This window comes from Mesorhizobium sp. NPDC059054 (assembly GCF_042739215.1).
Taxonomy (GTDB): Bacteria; Pseudomonadota; Alphaproteobacteria; order Rhizobiales; family Rhizobiaceae; genus Mesorhizobium.
On record NZ_JBHYHV010000002.1, the window covers coordinates 884,950 to 902,037 of the forward strand.

At 60.8% G+C, this 17,088-nt stretch carries 17 protein-coding genes; 5 read left to right on the forward strand and 12 right to left on the reverse strand.

Features of this window, described 5'->3' with window-relative positions:
* Positions 1-119 precede the first annotated feature (119 nt).
* From ACFWXH_RS11975 to ACFWXH_RS12010, 8 genes are all read right to left on the reverse strand, one after another.
* Complete coding sequence (locus tag ACFWXH_RS11975; RefSeq protein ID WP_379120397.1) at positions 120-926, reverse strand: DUF72 domain-containing protein; 807 nt, start codon at positions 924-926, stop codon at positions 120-122.
* A gap of 411 nt (positions 927-1,337) precedes the next feature.
* Positions 1,338-1,604: a DUF302 domain-containing protein gene (locus ACFWXH_RS11980; protein WP_379120399.1), complete on the reverse strand. Its 267-nt coding sequence runs from the start codon at positions 1,602-1,604 to the stop codon at positions 1,338-1,340.
* Positions 1,605-1,607: 3 nt separating this feature from the next.
* Positions 1,608-1,772: a hypothetical protein gene (locus ACFWXH_RS11985; protein ID WP_379120402.1), complete on the reverse strand. Its 165-nt coding sequence runs from the start codon at positions 1,770-1,772 to the stop codon at positions 1,608-1,610.
* Entirely contained in the window at positions 1,769-4,690 is a 2,922-nt protein-coding gene (gene uvrA / locus ACFWXH_RS11990) for an excinuclease ABC subunit UvrA (RefSeq protein ID WP_379120404.1), read from the reverse strand. Before uvrA ends, ACFWXH_RS11985 begins: the two co-directional genes overlap by 4 nt.
* A gap of 760 nt (positions 4,691-5,450) precedes the next feature.
* Positions 5,451-5,768: a hypothetical protein gene (locus tag ACFWXH_RS11995; protein ID WP_379120406.1), complete on the reverse strand. Its 318-nt coding sequence runs from the start codon at positions 5,766-5,768 to the stop codon at positions 5,451-5,453.
* Positions 5,769-5,811: 43 nt separating this feature from the next.
* Positions 5,812-6,423 (reverse strand): ATP-dependent Clp protease proteolytic subunit, encoded by a 612-nt coding sequence (locus tag ACFWXH_RS12000; protein ID WP_054311107.1) that lies wholly within the window; start codon positions 6,421-6,423, stop codon positions 5,812-5,814.
* Between the two features lie 19 nt (positions 6,424-6,442).
* Positions 6,443-6,901, reverse strand: a complete 459-nt coding sequence (locus ACFWXH_RS12005) for an SRPBCC domain-containing protein (protein WP_379120409.1) — start codon at positions 6,899-6,901, stop codon at positions 6,443-6,445.
* Positions 6,898-7,212, reverse strand: a complete 315-nt coding sequence (locus ACFWXH_RS12010; protein ID WP_379120411.1) for an ArsR/SmtB family transcription factor — start codon at positions 7,210-7,212, stop codon at positions 6,898-6,900. Before ACFWXH_RS12010 ends, ACFWXH_RS12005 begins: the two co-directional genes overlap by 4 nt.
* 235 nt (positions 7,213-7,447) lie before the next feature.
* On the opposite strand from ACFWXH_RS12010, the gene ssb reads away from it, so the two are divergent.
* The 3 genes from ssb (at position 7,448) to ACFWXH_RS12025 (ending at position 9,423) form a co-directional block, all read left to right on the forward strand.
* Positions 7,448-7,978, forward strand: a complete 531-nt coding sequence (gene ssb / locus ACFWXH_RS12015; RefSeq protein WP_379120413.1) for a single-stranded DNA-binding protein — start codon at positions 7,448-7,450, stop codon at positions 7,976-7,978.
* 68 nt (positions 7,979-8,046) lie between these two features.
* Complete coding sequence (locus ACFWXH_RS12020) at positions 8,047-8,967, forward strand: 5'-methylthioadenosine/S-adenosylhomocysteine nucleosidase (RefSeq protein ID WP_054311103.1); 921 nt, start codon at positions 8,047-8,049, stop codon at positions 8,965-8,967.
* A 30-nt stretch (positions 8,968-8,997) separates the two neighbouring features.
* A complete protein-coding gene (locus ACFWXH_RS12025; protein WP_379120415.1) occupies positions 8,998-9,423 on the forward strand; it encodes an OsmC family protein in 426 nt (141 codons plus the stop codon).
* A gap of 47 nt (positions 9,424-9,470) precedes the next feature.
* Here ACFWXH_RS12025 and ACFWXH_RS12030 read toward each other — a convergent pair whose 3' ends face one another.
* The 3 genes from ACFWXH_RS12030 to ACFWXH_RS12040 form a co-directional block, all read right to left on the reverse strand.
* Positions 9,471-10,100: a MarC family protein gene (locus ACFWXH_RS12030; protein WP_054311101.1), complete on the reverse strand. Its 630-nt coding sequence runs from the start codon at positions 10,098-10,100 to the stop codon at positions 9,471-9,473.
* An 81-nt stretch (positions 10,101-10,181) separates the two neighbouring features.
* A complete protein-coding gene (locus tag ACFWXH_RS12035; protein WP_379120417.1) occupies positions 10,182-10,559 on the reverse strand; it encodes a VOC family protein in 378 nt (125 codons plus the stop codon).
* 42 nt (positions 10,560-10,601) lie between these two features.
* Complete coding sequence (locus ACFWXH_RS12040; RefSeq protein ID WP_379120419.1) at positions 10,602-11,129, reverse strand: hypothetical protein; 528 nt, start codon at positions 11,127-11,129, stop codon at positions 10,602-10,604.
* Between the two features lie 129 nt (positions 11,130-11,258).
* Between ACFWXH_RS12040 and ACFWXH_RS12045 the strand changes: the two genes are divergently transcribed.
* Positions 11,259-12,065, forward strand: coding sequence for a helix-turn-helix domain-containing protein (locus tag ACFWXH_RS12045; RefSeq protein ID WP_379120421.1), 807 nt, complete (start codon positions 11,259-11,261; stop codon positions 12,063-12,065).
* Positions 12,066-12,336: 271 nt separating this feature from the next.
* A complete protein-coding gene (gene gyrA / locus ACFWXH_RS12050; RefSeq protein WP_379120423.1) occupies positions 12,337-15,132 on the forward strand; it encodes a DNA gyrase subunit A in 2,796 nt (931 codons plus the stop codon).
* 183 nt (positions 15,133-15,315) lie between these two features.
* Here the strand turns inward: gyrA and ACFWXH_RS12055 are convergent, their stop codons facing one another.
* Positions 15,316-16,980 carry a GMC family oxidoreductase gene (locus tag ACFWXH_RS12055; RefSeq protein WP_379120425.1) on the reverse strand — a complete coding sequence of 555 codons (1,665 nt, stop codon included), beginning with the start codon at positions 16,978-16,980 and terminating at the stop codon, positions 15,316-15,318.
* Between the last annotated feature and the right edge of the window lie 108 nt (positions 16,981-17,088).

Sequence of the window (17,088 nt, forward strand, 5' to 3'; positions counted from 1 at the left end):
GGCCCGAAAATCGGCATCGCTTTTCGGAAAGCACGATGCGCAAATTCAAATGAGTTAGAGCGTCCTTTGCGCGTCCGAATGGACGCGCGGCGCTCTAATGAGGCGGCTTTCGTTTTTCTTCAATTTCCGACGCGCTTCATCAGCGCCATCGCGCCGAACGGCGCGCGGACCTTGCCCTCGGTGATGAAGTAGACGAACACGTCTCTAGGCTTTACTTCGGCCTTGGTGCTGGGGTCGGCGCGCTTCAGGTCATCAGGTTCCTTGCCGGCGGCCCAGACCTTCGCGCGTTCGGCCCATTGGTCGAGCGCTTTCGGCGTATAGCAATCCGGGTTGTCGTCGCTGCCCGTCTGCAGCCGCGCATAGACGAAATCGCCGGTTGCATCGGCGATCGCCGGATATTTGGCATGGTCGGCATAAACGATTGCGACATTGTGCCTGCGCGCCAGCGCGGGGAATTCGGGCACTGTGAAGGAATCGTGGCGGACCTCCACCGCATGGCGTAGCGCCACGCCGTCCTGCTTTTCGGGCAGCAGTGCCAGGAACGCGCCGAAGTCGTCGGCGTCGAAGCGCTTGGTCGGGGCGAACTGCCAAAGAATCGGCCCCAGCTTGTCGCCGAGTTCCGAGACGCCCGAGTCGAGGAAGCGCTGCACCGATTCGCCTGCTTCGCCCAGCACCCGGCGGTTGGTCGCAAAGCGGATCGCCTTCAGCGAAAATACAAAACCGTCCGGAGCATCCTTCGCCCATTTGGCAAAGGTCGGCGGCTTGAAGGTCGAGTAATAGGTGCCGTTGACCTCGATTGTCGGCACCTGCCGCGAGGCGTAATTGAGCTGCTTGGCCTTCGACAGCGTCTCCGGATAGAACGACGTGTCCCAGGGCTCGAACGTCCAGCCGCCCATGCCCGACCGGATCCTGCCTGCTGCGCTCATTTTATCCTCCACTGGGTCGTTCGGTTGATCGGGTGTGTCTGCTCAGGCAAGTCAAACCACGGCAAGGCGTTACAGGCCATCCGAAATCGGCAACCACAGACGATCCTCCTGCCAACTCCGTTCAACATTCCCGGCCTTCGCGGCGTGGCAAGTCCGGGCTGGATCGTCGCGGCATGCCGCTTGTTGAAGCCTTGCCGTTCCAGCCCAAAGCCCCGCATCTCCCCCAATTGAGGTATGTACCTTGGATCAAGATGCGCTAAAATGAGACAGACCGTTAATATCGTTCTCCCGGTTCTTTGGCTCGGGGGCGGTGCGCGGTGCCAACGGCCGCGTTGCCGCCAAATGCTAGGGGAGAGCAGGCGAATTCGACTTCGTCTGCTCTTTTTTTGTTCAGCCCAGGCTGGGAGATCGTCAGTGCGCGCGAGGCTCTGAAGCCTGCTGTTCGCGCCCGGCTGCCATCCCGATGACCTTGCCCATACCGTCGGCAATCGCCTGGACCGCTGTCAGGCTGGCGTCGCCCAGCCCATGGCGGGCAGCGATCCAGTTAGCTGCGTTGTATGAGAGCCAGACCTTGCCGGCTTCGTCTTCCCACGCAAGTGCCTTCACCGGTAGGTCGATGCCGGCAATCTGCTTGTCCTGCATCAGCGGTGTGCCACCCTTCGGATTGCCGAAGATCAAAAGCTACGTCGGGCGAAGCGCCACACCGACATCGCGCGCACCGGCTGCATGGTCGATGCGAGCGAAGACGTAGAGGTCCAGCCGGGTCACTGTCTCCGCCAGCCGGTCGATGGTTTCGGCTACCCCGAACCGGCTCTCGACGGAAACCACGCCCTCGCTATCGTTCACTCGGCCGCCTCGCGCTTGCCTTTCGGCCGGCGCTCCAGAAGCTCCTTGAGGAACTGGCCGGTGTAGCTGCGCGGTTCCGCGACAATATCCTCGGGTGTACCAGAGGCCACCAGCTCACCGCCACCGTCGCCACCTTCGGGGCCGAGGTCGAGCACCCAGTCGGCCGTCTTGATGACCTCGAGATTGTGCTCGATCACGATGACGGTATTGCCCTGATCGACCAGCTCATGCAGCACTTCGAGCAGCTTCGCCACATCGTGGAAATGCAAGCCGGTGGTCGGCTCATCGAGGATGTAGAGCGTTTTGCCGGTCGCCTTGCGCGACAGCTCCTTGGCGAGCTTGATGCGCTGTGCTTCACCACCTGACAATGTCGTTGCCTGCTGGCCGATGTGAATATACCCGAGGCCAACCTGGTTGAGCGTGATCAGCTTGTCGCGCACCGCCGGCACCGCGGCGAAGAACTCGACGCCTTCCTCGACCGTCATGTCGAGCACGTCGGCGATGGACTTGCCCTTGAAGGTGACATCCAGCGTTTCGCGGTTGTAGCGCTTGCCGTGACAGACATCACAAGTGACGTAGACGTCCGGCAGGAAGTGCATCTCGATCTTGATGACGCCATCGCCCTGACACGCCTCGCAGCGGCCGCCCTTGACGTTGAAGGAGAAGCGGCCAGGCTGGTAGCCGCGCGCCTTCGCCTCGGGAAGCCCCGCGAACCAATCGCGGATCGGCGTGAAGGCACCGGTATAGGTCGCCGGGTTGGAACGTGGCGTGCGGCCGATCGGGCTCTGGTCGATGTCGATGACCTTGTCCAGGAACTCCAGCCCTTCGATGCGATCATGCTCGGCCGGGTGTTCGCGCGAACCCATGATGCGGCGCGACGCCGCCTTGAACAGCGTCTCGATCAGGAAGGTCGACTTGCCGCCGCCCGATACGCCGGTGACGGCGGTGAAGGTGCCGAGCGGGAATTCGGCGGAGACGTTCTTCAGATTGTTGCCGCGCGCGCCGACGATCTTGATGCGCTTGCCCTTCTTGCCGGGACGGCGCTCGGCCGGGGTCTCGATCTCGAGCTCGCCGGACAGATATTTGCCGGTGATCGAATTGGGGTTGGCCATGATCTCGCGCGGCGTGCCCTGGGCGATGATCTGCCCGCCATGGATGCCGGCCGCCGGGCCGATGTCGACGACATAGTCGGCGGTGAGGATGGCGTCCTCGTCGTGTTCGACGACAATCACCGTATTGCCGATGTCGCGCAGATGCTTCAGCGTTTCGATCAGACGCGCGTTATCGCGCTGGTGCAGGCCGATCGACGGCTCGTCCAGCACGTAGAGCACGCCGGTGAGGCCGGAGCCGATCTGCGAAGCGAGGCGGATACGCTGGCTTTCGCCGCCCGACAGCGTGCCGGAATTGCGCGACAGCGTCAGATAGTCGAGACCGACATCGTTGAGGAAACGCAGCCGTTCGCGGATCTCCTTGAGCACCCGTACGGCGATTTCAGTCTGCTTCTCGTTGAGCTGCGCCGGCAATTCGGTGAACCAGGCATCGGCCTTGCGGATCGACAACTCCGTCACTTCGCCGATGTGCTTGCCTGCGATCTTGACCGCCAGCGCTTCGGGCTTGAGGCGGTAGCCACCGCAAGCGGGGCAGGGCGTGGCCGACATGAAGCGCTCGATCTCCTCGCGCATCCAGGCCGATTCCGTTTCCTTCCAGCGCCGCTCGAGATTGGGGATCACGCCCTCGAACGTCTTGGTGGTCTTGTAGGAGCGCAGGCCGTCGTCATAGTTGAAGGTGATCTCGCGCTCGCCGGTGCCGCGCAGGATGGCCTGCCGGGCATCGTCCTTAAGATCCTTGAACTTGTCGCCCAATTTGAAGTCATAGACCTTGCCCAGCGCTTCCAGCGTCTGCGAATAATAGGGCGAGGTGGATTTCGCCCACGGTGCCACCGCACCGTCGCGCAAGGTAATGTTGTCGTCCGGCACGACGAGGTTTTCGTCGATGGCGCGCTGGCTGCCGAGGCCGTCACAGGTCGGACAGGCACCGAACGGGTTGTTGAAAGAGAACAGCCGCGGCTCGATTTCCGGGATGGTGAAACCGGAAACCGGGCAGGCGAACTTTTCCGAAAACAGGATGCGTTCGTGTGTCTCGTTCTTCGATTTGTAGGCGGATTCTTCTGCCGTCGCTGCCGCGGGCAATGGTTTGTCGGCGAATTCCGCGACCGCGAGCCCTTCGGCCAGTTTCAGCGCCGTTTCCATGGAATCGGCCAGACGTGTAGCCAGGTCGGCACGCACGACGATGCGGTCGACGACGACGTCGATGTCGTGCTTGTACTTCTTGTCGAGCGCCGGCACGTCGGCGATCTCGTAGAAGGTGCCGTCGACCTTGACGCGCTGGAAGCCCTTCTTCTGAAGCTCCAGCAGCTCCTTCTTGTACTCACCCTTGCGGCCGCGCACCATCGGTGCCGTGATATAAAGGCGGGTGCCTTCCTCCAGTGCCAGAACGCGGTCGACCATCTGCGAGACGGTCTGGCTCTCGATCGGCAGGCCGGTGGCCGGCGAATACGGCACACCGACGCGCGCGAACAGCAGGCGCATATAGTCATAGATTTCGGTGACGGTGCCGACCGTCGAACGCGGATTGCGGGACGTGGTCTTCTGCTCGATCGAGATGGCGGGCGACAGACCGTCGATCTGGTCGACGTCCGGCTTTTGCATCATCTCCAGGAACTGGCGGGCATAGGCAGAAAGGCTTTCGACGTAGCGGCGCTGCCCTTCCGCATAGATTGTGTCGAAGGCAAGTGACGATTTGCCCGAGCCGGACAGGCCGGTCATGACGACGAGGCTGTCTCGCGGCAGATCCAGATCGACATTCTTCAGATTGTGCTCGCGCGCGCCGCGAATGGAAATGTACTTATGGTCGGCCATGCCGCTCCGCCGCCTCAGCTTTGCAATGTCTCGGATCGGCGAACCCTGCCGCCATCCGCTCATATGGGGTATTTTCGCCGCAAGATCGAGAGACTCCGGCCAATTGCAGCGTTTAACCGCCTTTCGCGCGAGCGAGCAAGCAAAAAAGAACAAAGGCCGAACGTGCTCCTGACAAGGCGATGTCAGCAGAACGTGACGTTCCGGATCGTTCCGATCACAATTTTTGTAATCGATGGGTCGCCGGTTGACGCTGCGGAAGCGAAGGCGCAAGGTCGGTTCGTCGCCTGAACCGATCGCCCTGTGGCGATCCTCGTGCCGGAAGGCGGTCTGCGAGGCGCCGCAGACCAAACGAGTGAGAGTTCGGGAAGACGGCAAGAGCAACCAGCAGAAGGAGCGAGGCATGACCCCACCGGACAGTCCCTTCGGGCTCCACCTGTCGTTGGAGCCGCGGCAGGCATAGGTGTCAGGAAGGCAGTGCTTTTCTGCGCAAACCGTGACCTGCCGATCCCCTACAATCAGAGACCACTAGTCGGGTCGTCGGCTGCGAGCCGCGAAGCACCCGAAACCCAAAGCCGGTAAAACGCTCCCGGTAGACCTGGGTAAAACCCTCAAAAGCCCCGTCCGCATGCCATGGGCAGCGGCGGGGCTGTTATTTTGAGCCGACAGGGACCGTCATCCGACCCGTTTGGAGCGCCGTGCACCCCTTCAGACGTGCAAGAAATCTCCAGCGCTTTGAAGCGGACATCGTGCCTGAATGCGTTCAGCGTCGCGGCGCAGGAATGTCGCCGGCACCGACATCCACGATCACCGAACCGGAAATGCGCACGTCCATGTCGCCAACCTTGAATTGGCGGCCGGTGGCCGGATCATAATCGTCAGGTTCCGGCTGCGGGGCAGCCGGTTTGACGATGCTGTAGCCGCCATTGACCCCGGGAAGGGGCTTTGCCGTCTGTCTGGTCGCTTCTCCTGCAAGCGCAATCGGGGCCGAGAGGGCGAGAATTGCGAGAGCAGCGAAATTCGTACGGATAAAGGCAGCCATGAAGTTCATGGTTGCAACATAGGCATGTTCGATCGACACGGCCAGTGTCGGCTGTCTCCCATGCTGTCAGAAAACCCGAAGCTCATGCGGCTGTGGCTCGTTTGCGCGTGTCGTAGACATGGTCGACCAGTCCCCAGGCCTTGGCGTCCTCGGCGCTCATGAAGTGGTCGCGGTCGAGCGTGTTCTCGACCTCCTCGATCGTGCGGCCGCAATGCTGTGCGTAGAGTTCGATCATCTGCCGCTTGGTTTTCAGGATGGCCTCTGCGTGACGCTGGATGTCCGATGCCTGGCCCTGGAAGCCGCCGAGCGGCTGGTGCAGCACGACCTTGCTGTTGGGTAGCGCGATGCGCCGGCCAGGGTCGCCAGCCATCAGCAGGAACGAGCCCATCGAGGCGGCAAAGCCCATGCACACCGTCGAAACCGGGCAGGAGATGTAACGCATCGTGTCGTAGATGGCGAAGCCGGAACTCACGACGCCGCCCGGCGAATTGATGTAGAGCGATACTTCTTTTTCCGGATTGTCCGCTTCGAGCGTCAGCAACTGCGCGCAGATGATGGCGGCCATGTTGTCTTCGATCTGGCCGTTGACGAAGATGATGCGTTCGCGCAGCAGCCGGGAGAAAATGTCGAAGGAGCGTTCGCCGCGGCTCGACTGCTCGATCACCATGGGCACAAGGTTGGCAACACCGGACATCGTATCGGTTCCTTCTGATTCAGGCGGCCATGCGCCATTGCGGCGCGTTGGCTGAGGTGAGGGTCCTGTTGGGCCTGGGGGCATTGATGGCGACACTGCAATTGGCACCGGAAATGCTGCAGGTGGCTGTTGTCGCTGCGATGAAGCTGTCATGCACGACGCGCAGGTGCGTCCCGCCATTGGCAGTACGCGCCAGTTCGAAGGTGACGACGCTGTCGAAGCCGCTTGTCCCTTTGGATCCGGTGTCCCGTTCATGCCAGGAATAGCGCAGCAGGCGGCCAGGCTCCGCTTCCAGCACCGTGCAATCGATACCGCCTTCGGTGCCGAGCGAAAAACGATGCCCAGTTTCGGCCTTGATGTCGTTCGGCATCAGCCAGGCCGCGACGATTTCCGGCTCGGTGAGCGCGCGCCAAACCTTTTCCGGCGCCTCGGGCAGATCGCATTCGACAACGATGTCTTCATGGGGTTCGCGGGTCATTGATCCATCTCCTTCAGCACGGTCTTCAGCCTTTCGATGCGGTCAGGCCAGAAGGCGCGGTAACGTTCGATCCACCCGAGAAGTGGCGACAGCCCCTCCGGGTCAGCGCGGTAAAAGGCGTTGCGTCCAACGCGGCGCTCGCTCACCAGCCCGGCGCCACGCAGCACGGCAAGATGTTGCGAGACCGCCGGTTGCGAAACCGGTGTGCCGGCGCGCAGTTCGGAGACGGTCAGCTCGCCGGCCGCAAGCCGCTCGAACAGCGCGCGCCGGGTGGGGTCTGCCAGGGCCCTGAAGATTTCGGATTCGATCATGTTAAAAGCATAAGTGAATACTTATCTATTTGGCAAGGGCCGTTCCGCACAAGGATTGGAAATAGGCCCGTATCCGTTCATTTGCCGCCATTCCTTGACAAAGCACCGCGTTAAGAACTAGAACATAGATAGAACAAAAACCTTGTGGGAAAGGCGTGTCCGTGGAGGCGGGCAGGTCCCTCAGCCTATATGGTGCGGCGAGAATTCTGGTTTCGGATGAGCGCGGAGAAGTGTGATGGCTGGTAGCGTCAACAAGGTCATTTTGGTGGGCAATCTGGGTGCGGATCCCGAAACCCGTCGGCTGAACTCGGGCGATCCGGTCGTCAACATCCGCATCGCTACATCGGAAACCTGGCGCGACAAGAATTCGGGCGAGCGCAAGGAAAAGACCGAGTGGCACAATGTCGTCATCTTCAACGACCAGCTCGCCAAGGTGGCTGAGCAATATCTGAAGAAGGGCATGAAGGTTTATGTCGAGGGGCAACTGCAGACCCGCAAATGGCAGGACCAGAGTGGCCAGGAGCGTTACACGACCGAAGTCGTGCTGCAGAAGTTCCGTGGCGAGTTGCAGATGCTCGATGCACGCGGGCAGGGCGAAGGCGGCCAGGTCGGTTATTCCGGTGGCAACCGCGACAGCTTCGGCCAATCCGGCCCTAGCGATTTCGGTGGTGGCCGCAGCTCGGGCGGCGGTTCCGGCGGCGGAAACGGCAATCGTGGCGGCGGCGGTGGCGGATCGCGCGAACTGGATGACGAAATCCCGTTCTGACCGTTGAGAACCGGGTCCTCCCGGCCAATGCCTCTAAAAAGTGCTATCCCGGCGAAGGAGCCTGAAGCATGAGCGCTATCGCACGCGTGATGGCTTTCGGTCTGCTGTTCCTCGTCATGTTTTCCGCTGCCGTCCCGGCAGCGGAACGGCTCGACGACAAACCGCGTGTCGCGATTGTCTCGGCCTTTCCACCGGAATGGGTAGCGTTGCAGGCCGATCTTGCCGACCGCGCCGAACATGAGATCAATGGCCGCAAGTTCATCACAGGCAAGCTTGCCGGCAAGGATGTCGTGCTGTTCCTGAGTGGAGTCAGCATGGTCAACGCATCGATGACGACTCAGTCCGCGCTAGACCGGTTTGTCGTCACTTCCGTGGTGTTTTCCGGCATTGCCGGTGGCGTCGATCCCGCGCTCAGCATTGGCGATGTCGTCGTTGCCGATCAGTGGGGCGAATATCTCGAGGCGGTCTTCGCGCGCAAGGTTGGCGACGGCTACGAAATTCCGCCTTTTATTCCCAAGGATCAGTTCGCCGGTTACGGGATGGTCGTGCCGCGTTCGGTGACTGTCACGCGCAAGGGCGGCAGCGGCGATGAAACGAAGTTCTGGTTCCCGTCCGACCCAGCCTTGCTCGAGGCAGCCCGCAAAGTTGCAGCCAAGCTCGATCTGCAAGCCTGCGCGCCGGAGAACAAATGTCTCGCCAAGCCGCCGAAGATTATTGTCGGTGGCAACGGTGTTTCCGGGCAGGCCTTCGTCGACAATGCCGAATTTCGTGACTATGTGCACAAGACCTTCGACGCCAAGGTGCTCGACATGGAAAGTGCTGCTGTCGCACATGTGACCTACAGCAACGGCGTACCGTTCCTGGCGGTGCGCAGCCTGTCGGATCTCGCCGGTGGCGGTGAGGGCGCCAATCAGATGGCGACCTTCATGGCGCTGGCCTCGATAAACTCGGCCAATGTCGTCAAGGCGCTGCTGGCGGAAATGCCGTAACCTCGACGGGAAGATACAAGGAAATCAGGAATGAAGGCGCGTATCAAATGGGTTGAGGGCCGCACATTCGTGGGCGAGTCCGGCAGTGGCCATAAGCTGGTTCTGGGAACGACGCATGGCGATGACGGCAAGACGCCGGGCCCGAGCCCCATGGAACTGCTTTTGATCGGCACCGGCGGCTGTTCGGCCATCGATGTCGTGCATATCCTGGAAAAGGGGCGTGAGGCGGTTGAAGACTGCGTCGTGGAGCTTGATTCCGATCGCGCGCCAACGGACCCGAAGGTGTTCACGCGTATCCACATGCACTTCATCGTCAAAGGCAAGGGCCTGTCGCATGACAAGGTCAAGCGGGCGGTTCAGCTGTCGGCCGAAAAATATTGCTCGGCCTCGATCATGATGGGCAAGACGGCGACGGTGACGCACGATTTCGAAGTGGTCGATACGGCTGCTCAATAAGGTCTGTGCATGCGCATCTGCTCCAATATGGTCGTTGCGTGAGTTGATCAGCTCGCCGCCAGCGCCTTGATGCCGTCGGCGACGAACTGGACGGCGAGCGCGGCCAGGATCACGCCGAGCAACCGCGTCAGAATCGAGCGTCCGGTCTGTCCGAGAATTCCGTCGATGCGCTCCGCCAGCACGAACACCAAGTAGGTGATGAGCAGGCAGGCGAGGATGATGCCGAGCAGCGACAGCTGGCCTCCAATACCCTGGAACGAGCTCGACAACAGGACCGTGGCCGAGATTGCACCGGGGCCGGCGATCAGGGGGATGGCCAATGGGAAGGCAGCGATGTTGTGGATGTGATCCTTGGTGATCGCCACATCCGCGCTTTTCTCCTTGCGGTCCTGCCGACGCTCGAAAACCATTTCGAAGGCGATGAAAAACAGCAGGAAGCCGCCGGCCACGCGAAAGGCCGGCAAGGTGATGCCGAACACTGAAAGGATCGAAGCGCCGGCCACCGCAAACAGCGCGATCACCATAAAGCCGATGATCGAGGCGCGAACCGACACCTGGCTGCGCTGCTCCCGATTCATGCCGCGCGTCACGGCAAGGAAAAGCGGCGCCAGCCCCGGCGGATCGATGGTCACGAGCAATGTAACGAAGGCGTTGAACAGGCTTTCGTAATTCGGCATGCCGTGCCCCTCCTGCGGCGCAACCGAATGATTGGTAGCGCGATCGCGGGGAACTTGCCAACTATCTGTGCGGCAGGCGGACTAGCCCTCTACGTCGCAATAGGCCTCGATGCGATAGCCATCGGGATCTATGGCAAAGGCGGCGAAATAGGTGTCGCCATAGTCGGGGCGTAGCCCTGCCTTGCCGTTGTCATCGCCACCATTGGCGAGCGCCGCCGCATGGAATGCATGAACGCTGTCCCGGCTGGGTGCCGCGAAGCAGAAATGCAGGCCGGACGCCATATCGGCCGGCACCGGCCGTTCAGCCTCAAGAATCCAGAGTGCCACCTGTTCGCGGCCATAACCCAGCGAACCCGGCGCTTCGCTGAGACAGGAATAACCGAGCGGCGCCAGGACCGCGTCATAGAAAGCCTTGGAGCGGGACTGGTCGGCGACACCAATCGAGACATGGTCGAGCATTTGCACCTCGCGTTGAATCTGAGTTGATGAACAAAGGGGACGTCAGGCAACGCGCCGTGCCAGGAATTCGACCTGCAGGTGCCAGCCTCCTTCGTCGCCAGCCCGCTCGCCGAGCCAGCGGAACGAATTGCCGGTTATCTCGGTGAAGCGCCAGCGTGTCCTTGTTCCGCTGCCGTCGCCTCCGATCTGGACGATGTCCGCACCTTCGGCCCGGCCGGTTTGTCGGCTGTAGTATTGCGTGCGCGGATCGCTCCACAGGATGTGCCAGGCATCGATGTCCGGGTCATAGATCCGCAGCGTCGTGCCATAGAATGTCCAGGGGCCGAGTTCCGGCGAAGGTCCGGCGTCGCGCGCGGGCAAAATCCAGACGTCCTGGATGGCGCGTCCCTCCAGTGCCCAGCCGAAATGGATCTCGCCGCGACCGGTCAGCAATCTGCCGTCATCGGTCCAGCGTTTGGCATCGAAGCTCCAAGCGCCGGCGAAACGGCCGTAAAGAGCGAGCTTGTCGGCGTGCGCGGCGAGCGGACCCGGCGCGTGCAGCGCCTCAGCGAAGGTATTCTGGCTATGCATAACGCCCTCAAACCTGTCAGGAGACATGGCCGGCGTAACGCTTGCCGGCTGTCTGGGCTTGGGAAAAATTGCTAAATCGCGGCCATGAGCCAACAGGTGCGGATACTCGCTAAAAAGGCGGGATGGAGCGTGGCCGACATCGTCTGTACGGCGACGGTAGGGGAGCGGCCGTTCGAGGAAGAGCACGGCGCGTTCTGTATCGCAGCCGTCACACGCGGTACTTTCCGCTACCGTTCACGGCAAGGAACGGCTGTGATGACACCAGGCGCCTTGCTGCTTGGCAATGCCAACACATGTTTCGAATGCGGGCATGAACACAGCAGCGGCGACCATTGCCTATCCTTCCAATTCTCCTCCGCGATGTTGGAAGGCGTTCTGGCGGATGTGCCCGGAGGGAAGCATGTGGAGTTCGATGCGCCGAACCTGCCGGCATGTCCGGAGCTTGTTGCGCTGTTCGCGGATGCCGAAGTCGCACGCAGCGAAGGTGATGCCGATGAGCTGGAAGAAGTCGCGCTGCGACTGGCAGGTGCGACCGTGACTATGCTGACGGGATCGCTGACAAGGCCGGCAAAGATCAGCCAACGTGATGAAAAGCGGGTCTCCGAAGCGATACGTTTGATCGAGGCCAAGGGTGAGGAGCAGCTCTCGCTATCCGAATTGGCAGACCGGGCCGCGACCAGCCCATACCATTTCCTGCGTTCGTTTCGTGCGATCGTTGGCATGACCCCGTATCAGTTTCTGCTGAGGACACGGTTGCATCGCGCGGCCGTCCGGTTGCGGGTCACCGGAGATGCCGTATCGGAAATCGCCTTCGAGGCGGGTTTCGGCGATCTGTCTACCTTCAATCGTCGTTTCCGGAGGGTCATGGGGCAAACGCCGACCGGATACAGGCTATCCAGCCAGCCTGTTTCGGAACTGCGCCGGCTATTTGTCTGAATGGCAAAATCCGTCTCGACCTCAAGTTGCCGTGTGAGAGATTTCGCGGTTGCCGTAGCGGGAAGCGACGGGTGCATTTCACACGGTCGCCACAATCTGCCGGGCGCCATATGTGCCGCGTTTTTAGGGTCCGTCTATCTATTTGAAATAACTCGAAAAATAAGCACTGGAAAACGACCGCTTTACAGCGAAAATCCGCGCCCTCGCATTGGAGAATGGCACGGCTTTCCTATATAAGAGGCCAGTGATTCCCAGCTGATTGCGATCCATTTTGACCGACCAGAAAACACCGCAGGGGCCGGACGGCCCTTCAGGCATCGAGCCGATTTCCATCATCGAGGAGATGCAGCGCAGCTATCTCGATTACGCCATGAGCGTGATCGTCAGCCGCGCGCTGCCCGATGTGCGCGATGGCATGAAGCCGGTGCACCGACGCATCCTGTTTGCCTCGCATGAGAGCGGTTACCACTGGAACCGCAAATATGTGAAGTCGGCCCGTCCGGTTGCCGACGTGATGGGTAAATACCACCCGCATGGCGACGCCTCGATCTATGACGCCTTGGTGCGTATGGCGCAGGATTGGTCGATGCGCGTGCCGCTCATCGACGGGCAAGGCAATTTCGGCTCGATCGACGGCGATCCGCCGGCGGCGATGCGTTATACGGAATCGCGTCTGACCAAAGTCGCGCATGAATTGCTGGAGGACATCGACAAGGATACCGTCGATTTCCAGGATACCTATGATGCGTCAGGGCAGGAGCCACGCGTTCTGCCGGCGCGTTTTCCGGCACTGCTGGTCAACGGTGCGGGCGGCATTGCCGTCGGCATGGCCACGAACATCCCGCCGCACAATCTGGTGGAAGTCTGCAACGGCGCTATCTCCGTCATCGACAATCCGGCCATCGACCTCACCGAGATTATGGAGATTATTCCCGGTCCGGACTTCCCGACGGGCGGCCTGATCCTTGGTCGTTCGGGCATCTACAATGCCTATTCGACCGGCCGTGGTTCGGTCGTCATGCGCGGCAAGGTGCATGTCGAGGAAATGCGCGGCGAGCGTGAGGCGATCGTCATCACCGAGGTTCCCTATCAGGTGAACAAGGCCTCGATGATCGAGAAGATGGCCGAACTGGTGCGTGAAAAGCGCATCGAGGGCATTTCCGATATCCGCGACGAGAGCGATCGTCAGGGCTACCGCGTGGTGATCGAGCTGAAGCGCGACGCCAATGCCGAGGTGATTCTCAACCAGCTTTATCGCTTCACGCCGCTGCAGACGTCGTTCGGCGCCAATATGGTGGCGCTCAACGGCGGCAAGCCTGAAGTGCTGACGCTGCTCGACATGTTGCGCGCCTTCGTGGCTTTCCGTGAGGAAGTCATCAGCCGGCGCACCAAATTCCTGCTGCGCAAGGCGCGCGAACGTGCGCACGTCCTGGTCGGTCTGGCCATCGCGGTTGCGAATATCGATGAAGTCATCAAGCTGATCCGCAACGCACCCGATCCGCAAACGGCGCGCGAGCAGTTGATGACGCGCCGCTGGCCGGCCGCTGATGTCGAGGCGCTGATCCGTCTGATCGACGATCCGCGCCACCGCATCAACGAGGATGGCACTTACAATCTGTCCGAAGAACAGGCCCGCGCCATTCTTGAACTGCGCCTGCAGCGCCTGACCGCGCTCGGCCGCGACGAAATCGCCGATGAACTGAACAAGATCGGCGCTGAAATATCTGATTTCCTTGCGATTCTTGCGTCCCGGGCTCGTATCCAGCAAATCGTCAAGGACGAGCTTATCGCCGTGCGCGATGAATTCGGCACGCCGCGCCGTACCGAGATCACCGATGCCGGCGCAGACATGGAAGACGAGGACCTGATCCCGCGTGAGGATATGGTCGTCACCGTGTCGCATTCGGGCTACATCAAGCGCGTGCCGCTTTCGCTCTACCGGGCGCAGCGCCGTGGCGGCAAGGGCCGCTCGGGCATGTCGACCAAGGACGAGGATTTCGTCACGCGACTGTTCGTTGTCAACACGCACACGCCGGTGCTGTTTTTCTCCTCACGCGGCATCGTCTACAAGGAAAAGGTCTGGCGTCTGCCCATCGGCAATCCGCAGTCTCGTGGCAAGGCACTGATCAATATGCTGCCGCTCGAACAGGGCGAACGCATCACCACGATCATGCCGCTGCCGGAGGACGAGGCAAGCTGGGCCGAACTCGACGTGATGTTCGCGACGACGCGCGGCACCGTCCGCCGCAACAAGCTCAGCGATTTCGTCCAGGTCAATCGCAACGGCAAGATCGCCATGAAGCTGGAGGAAGAAGGAGACGAGATCCTCGGCGTCGAAACCTGCACCGACAACGACGACGTGCTTCTGACCGCGAATTCGGGTCAGTGCATTCGTTTCCGCGTCGATGACGTGCGCGTGTTCCAGAGCCGCAACTCGGTTGGCGTGCGCGGCATCAGCATGGGCGAGGGCGACCGTGTCATCTCGATGGCGATCATCGAACATGTCGACGCCGATCCCGCACAACGCGCAGCCTATCTCAAGCGCTCTGTCGCCGAGCGGCGCCTGGCCGGCGCGGGAGAAGAGGAAGAGATTGCGCTGACCAACGAGGACGTTTCGGAAGAAGCGCAGCTTTCCGATGAGCGCTACGAATTCCTCAGGCAGCACGAGCAGTTCGTGCTGACAGTCACCGAGTTCGGCTATGGGAAGCGTTCCTCGTCCTACGACTTCCGCCTGACCAATCGCGGCGGCAAGGGTATCCGGGCCACCGACGTATCGAAGGTTGGCGAGATCGGCCCCCTGGTGGCGGCATTCCCCATCGGCAATGACGATCAGGTCATGCTTGTCTCCGACGGTGGCCAGGTCATCCGTGTGCCGGTACACGACATTCGCTTCGCGAGCCGTGCCACCAAGGGCGTCACCATCTTCAACACCGCCGAGGGAGAAAAGGTGGTGTCGGTGGAGCGTATTTCGGAACCGCAAGGCGATGATGAATCTGGGGATGAAGAGGTGGCCGAAAACGGCGACAATTCAGCCGATGATGGCAGCAACGAAGGCGGAGAGGCCTGAGGTCGCGCGACCTCTGCTCCTGAGCAGAATTTCGTGAAAAGGGCGGCTTCCGAGCCGCCCTTTTCACAATTCGAACGCTGAGCGCCACCCTGGAGCGTTTCCGTTTTTCACGAAAACGCTCTAACTCTTTGTTTTTACATAACTCCGGACGGAAAATCGCTACGCACTTTTCCTGAAATTGCGCTATCGCGCCGCCAAGGTTTCGATGCCGACGGAGCGCGTGTTGCGGACAGACAGGATCATTTCCGCCGCCTTGGCGGCGATCATCATGGTCGGGGCGTTGGTGTTGCCGCTGACCAGAACGGGCATGATCGAGGCATCGACGACACGCAAACTCGACAGCCCGCGCACCCGGAGCGATGGATCGACCACAGCCTGAGGGTCGGTGCCCATCTTGCAGGACCCTGCCGGGTGGAAATCGGTGACGGCATGGGCGCGAATGAAGTTTTCGATCCCCGCCGCGTCCCGAATGCTCGGCCCAGGAAAAAGTTCTCCACTGCAGTAGGGCTTGAGCGCCGGTGCGGCGAGGATCTGGCGGCCGCGCTTCACGGCTCTGACCATCATGGCCATATCCGTTTGTGCGGAAAGATAGTTCGGGTCCACCAGCGGTTCGTCATGCGTGTCAGGCGAGGTCAGCCTGATCTCGCCGCGGCTCTGCGGCTGCAGGAATGTGGCGTTGAGTGTCATGCCGTGGCCCTTCGGCCATTGTTCCACTTCGTCCATGGCGTAGACCGGCAGGAAATGCACGGCGAGATCGGGCCTGCTCTTCATCGCCGAACTGCGGAAATAAGCACTTGCTTCGCACCAGGTGGACGAGGCCGGTCCTCGACCGGTCAAGGCAATCCGCAGACCATGGCGCAGGAACGGCAAGAGGCGATCCTGCCCGTCATAAGACAGCGGCTGGCTGCAGCGGCCCGCGATACTGACATGCATGTGGTCGTGAAAATTCTTGCCGACGCCGGGCAGGTCGTGGACCGGCTCAATACCAATGGCGCGCAACTCATCCGCCGGCCCGATTCCGGACCGTAGCAGAAGGGAGGGCGAGCCGATTGCGCCGGAGGAAACGATAATTTCGCGTCGGGCGTGAAAGTGGCGTATCTCACCGTCCGGCCGCGTCGCCTTGACGGATACCGCCTTTCGGTTGGCAAGGATGATACGAGTAGCCAGCGCGCCGGTTATCACGTCGAGGTTCCGTCTTGCCATGGCGGGGCGCAGATAGGCCCGCGCCGTGCTCCAGCGATAGCCGTTGCGATTGGTCACTTGGAAGATGCCGGCGCCATCCTGCCAGATGCCGTTGAAATCCAGGTTTTTCGGGATGCCGCACTCGGCAGCGGCCTCGATGAAGGCGTGGGACAGCACGTTGGGTGTGGGAATGTCGCGCACATGCATAGGCCCCGACCTGCCATGGAACGGCGCTCCATGGTTTTGATTGTTCTCTTCGGCGATGAAATGAGGCAGGACGTCCGGCCAATCCCAGCCGACATTGCCGAGTGCGCGCCAAGCGCGATAGTCGGCCGGGCTGCCACGAATATAGATCATTCCGTTGATGGAGCTGCCGCCACCCAGCACATGTGCCTGAGGAATGGCGCAGCGACGTCCCGCCAGATGCGTTTGAGCCATTGTTCGATATATGCGCACGTATCCCCCGCGCATGGCTTTTCCCGCCCGGCCAGGTATGCGCAGGAGAGGGGAGTTGTCAGGGTGTCCCGCCTCAAGAAGCAACACACGATTTGCAGAAACTTCACTTAACTTGTTTGCAAGGATGCATCCGGAAGTTCCTGCGCCTATAATAATATAATCATACATGAATAGATCCTTTGCTTTATTCAAAGGATCTACATTTTTCACATAGACGTCTTATTTGAGATTGATTCCAATTTTCCCAGTAAAATATTCTAAATTACATCGATATATTGGGAGTGAAATTTAATATATTCTACATTAGAGGCATTCGTC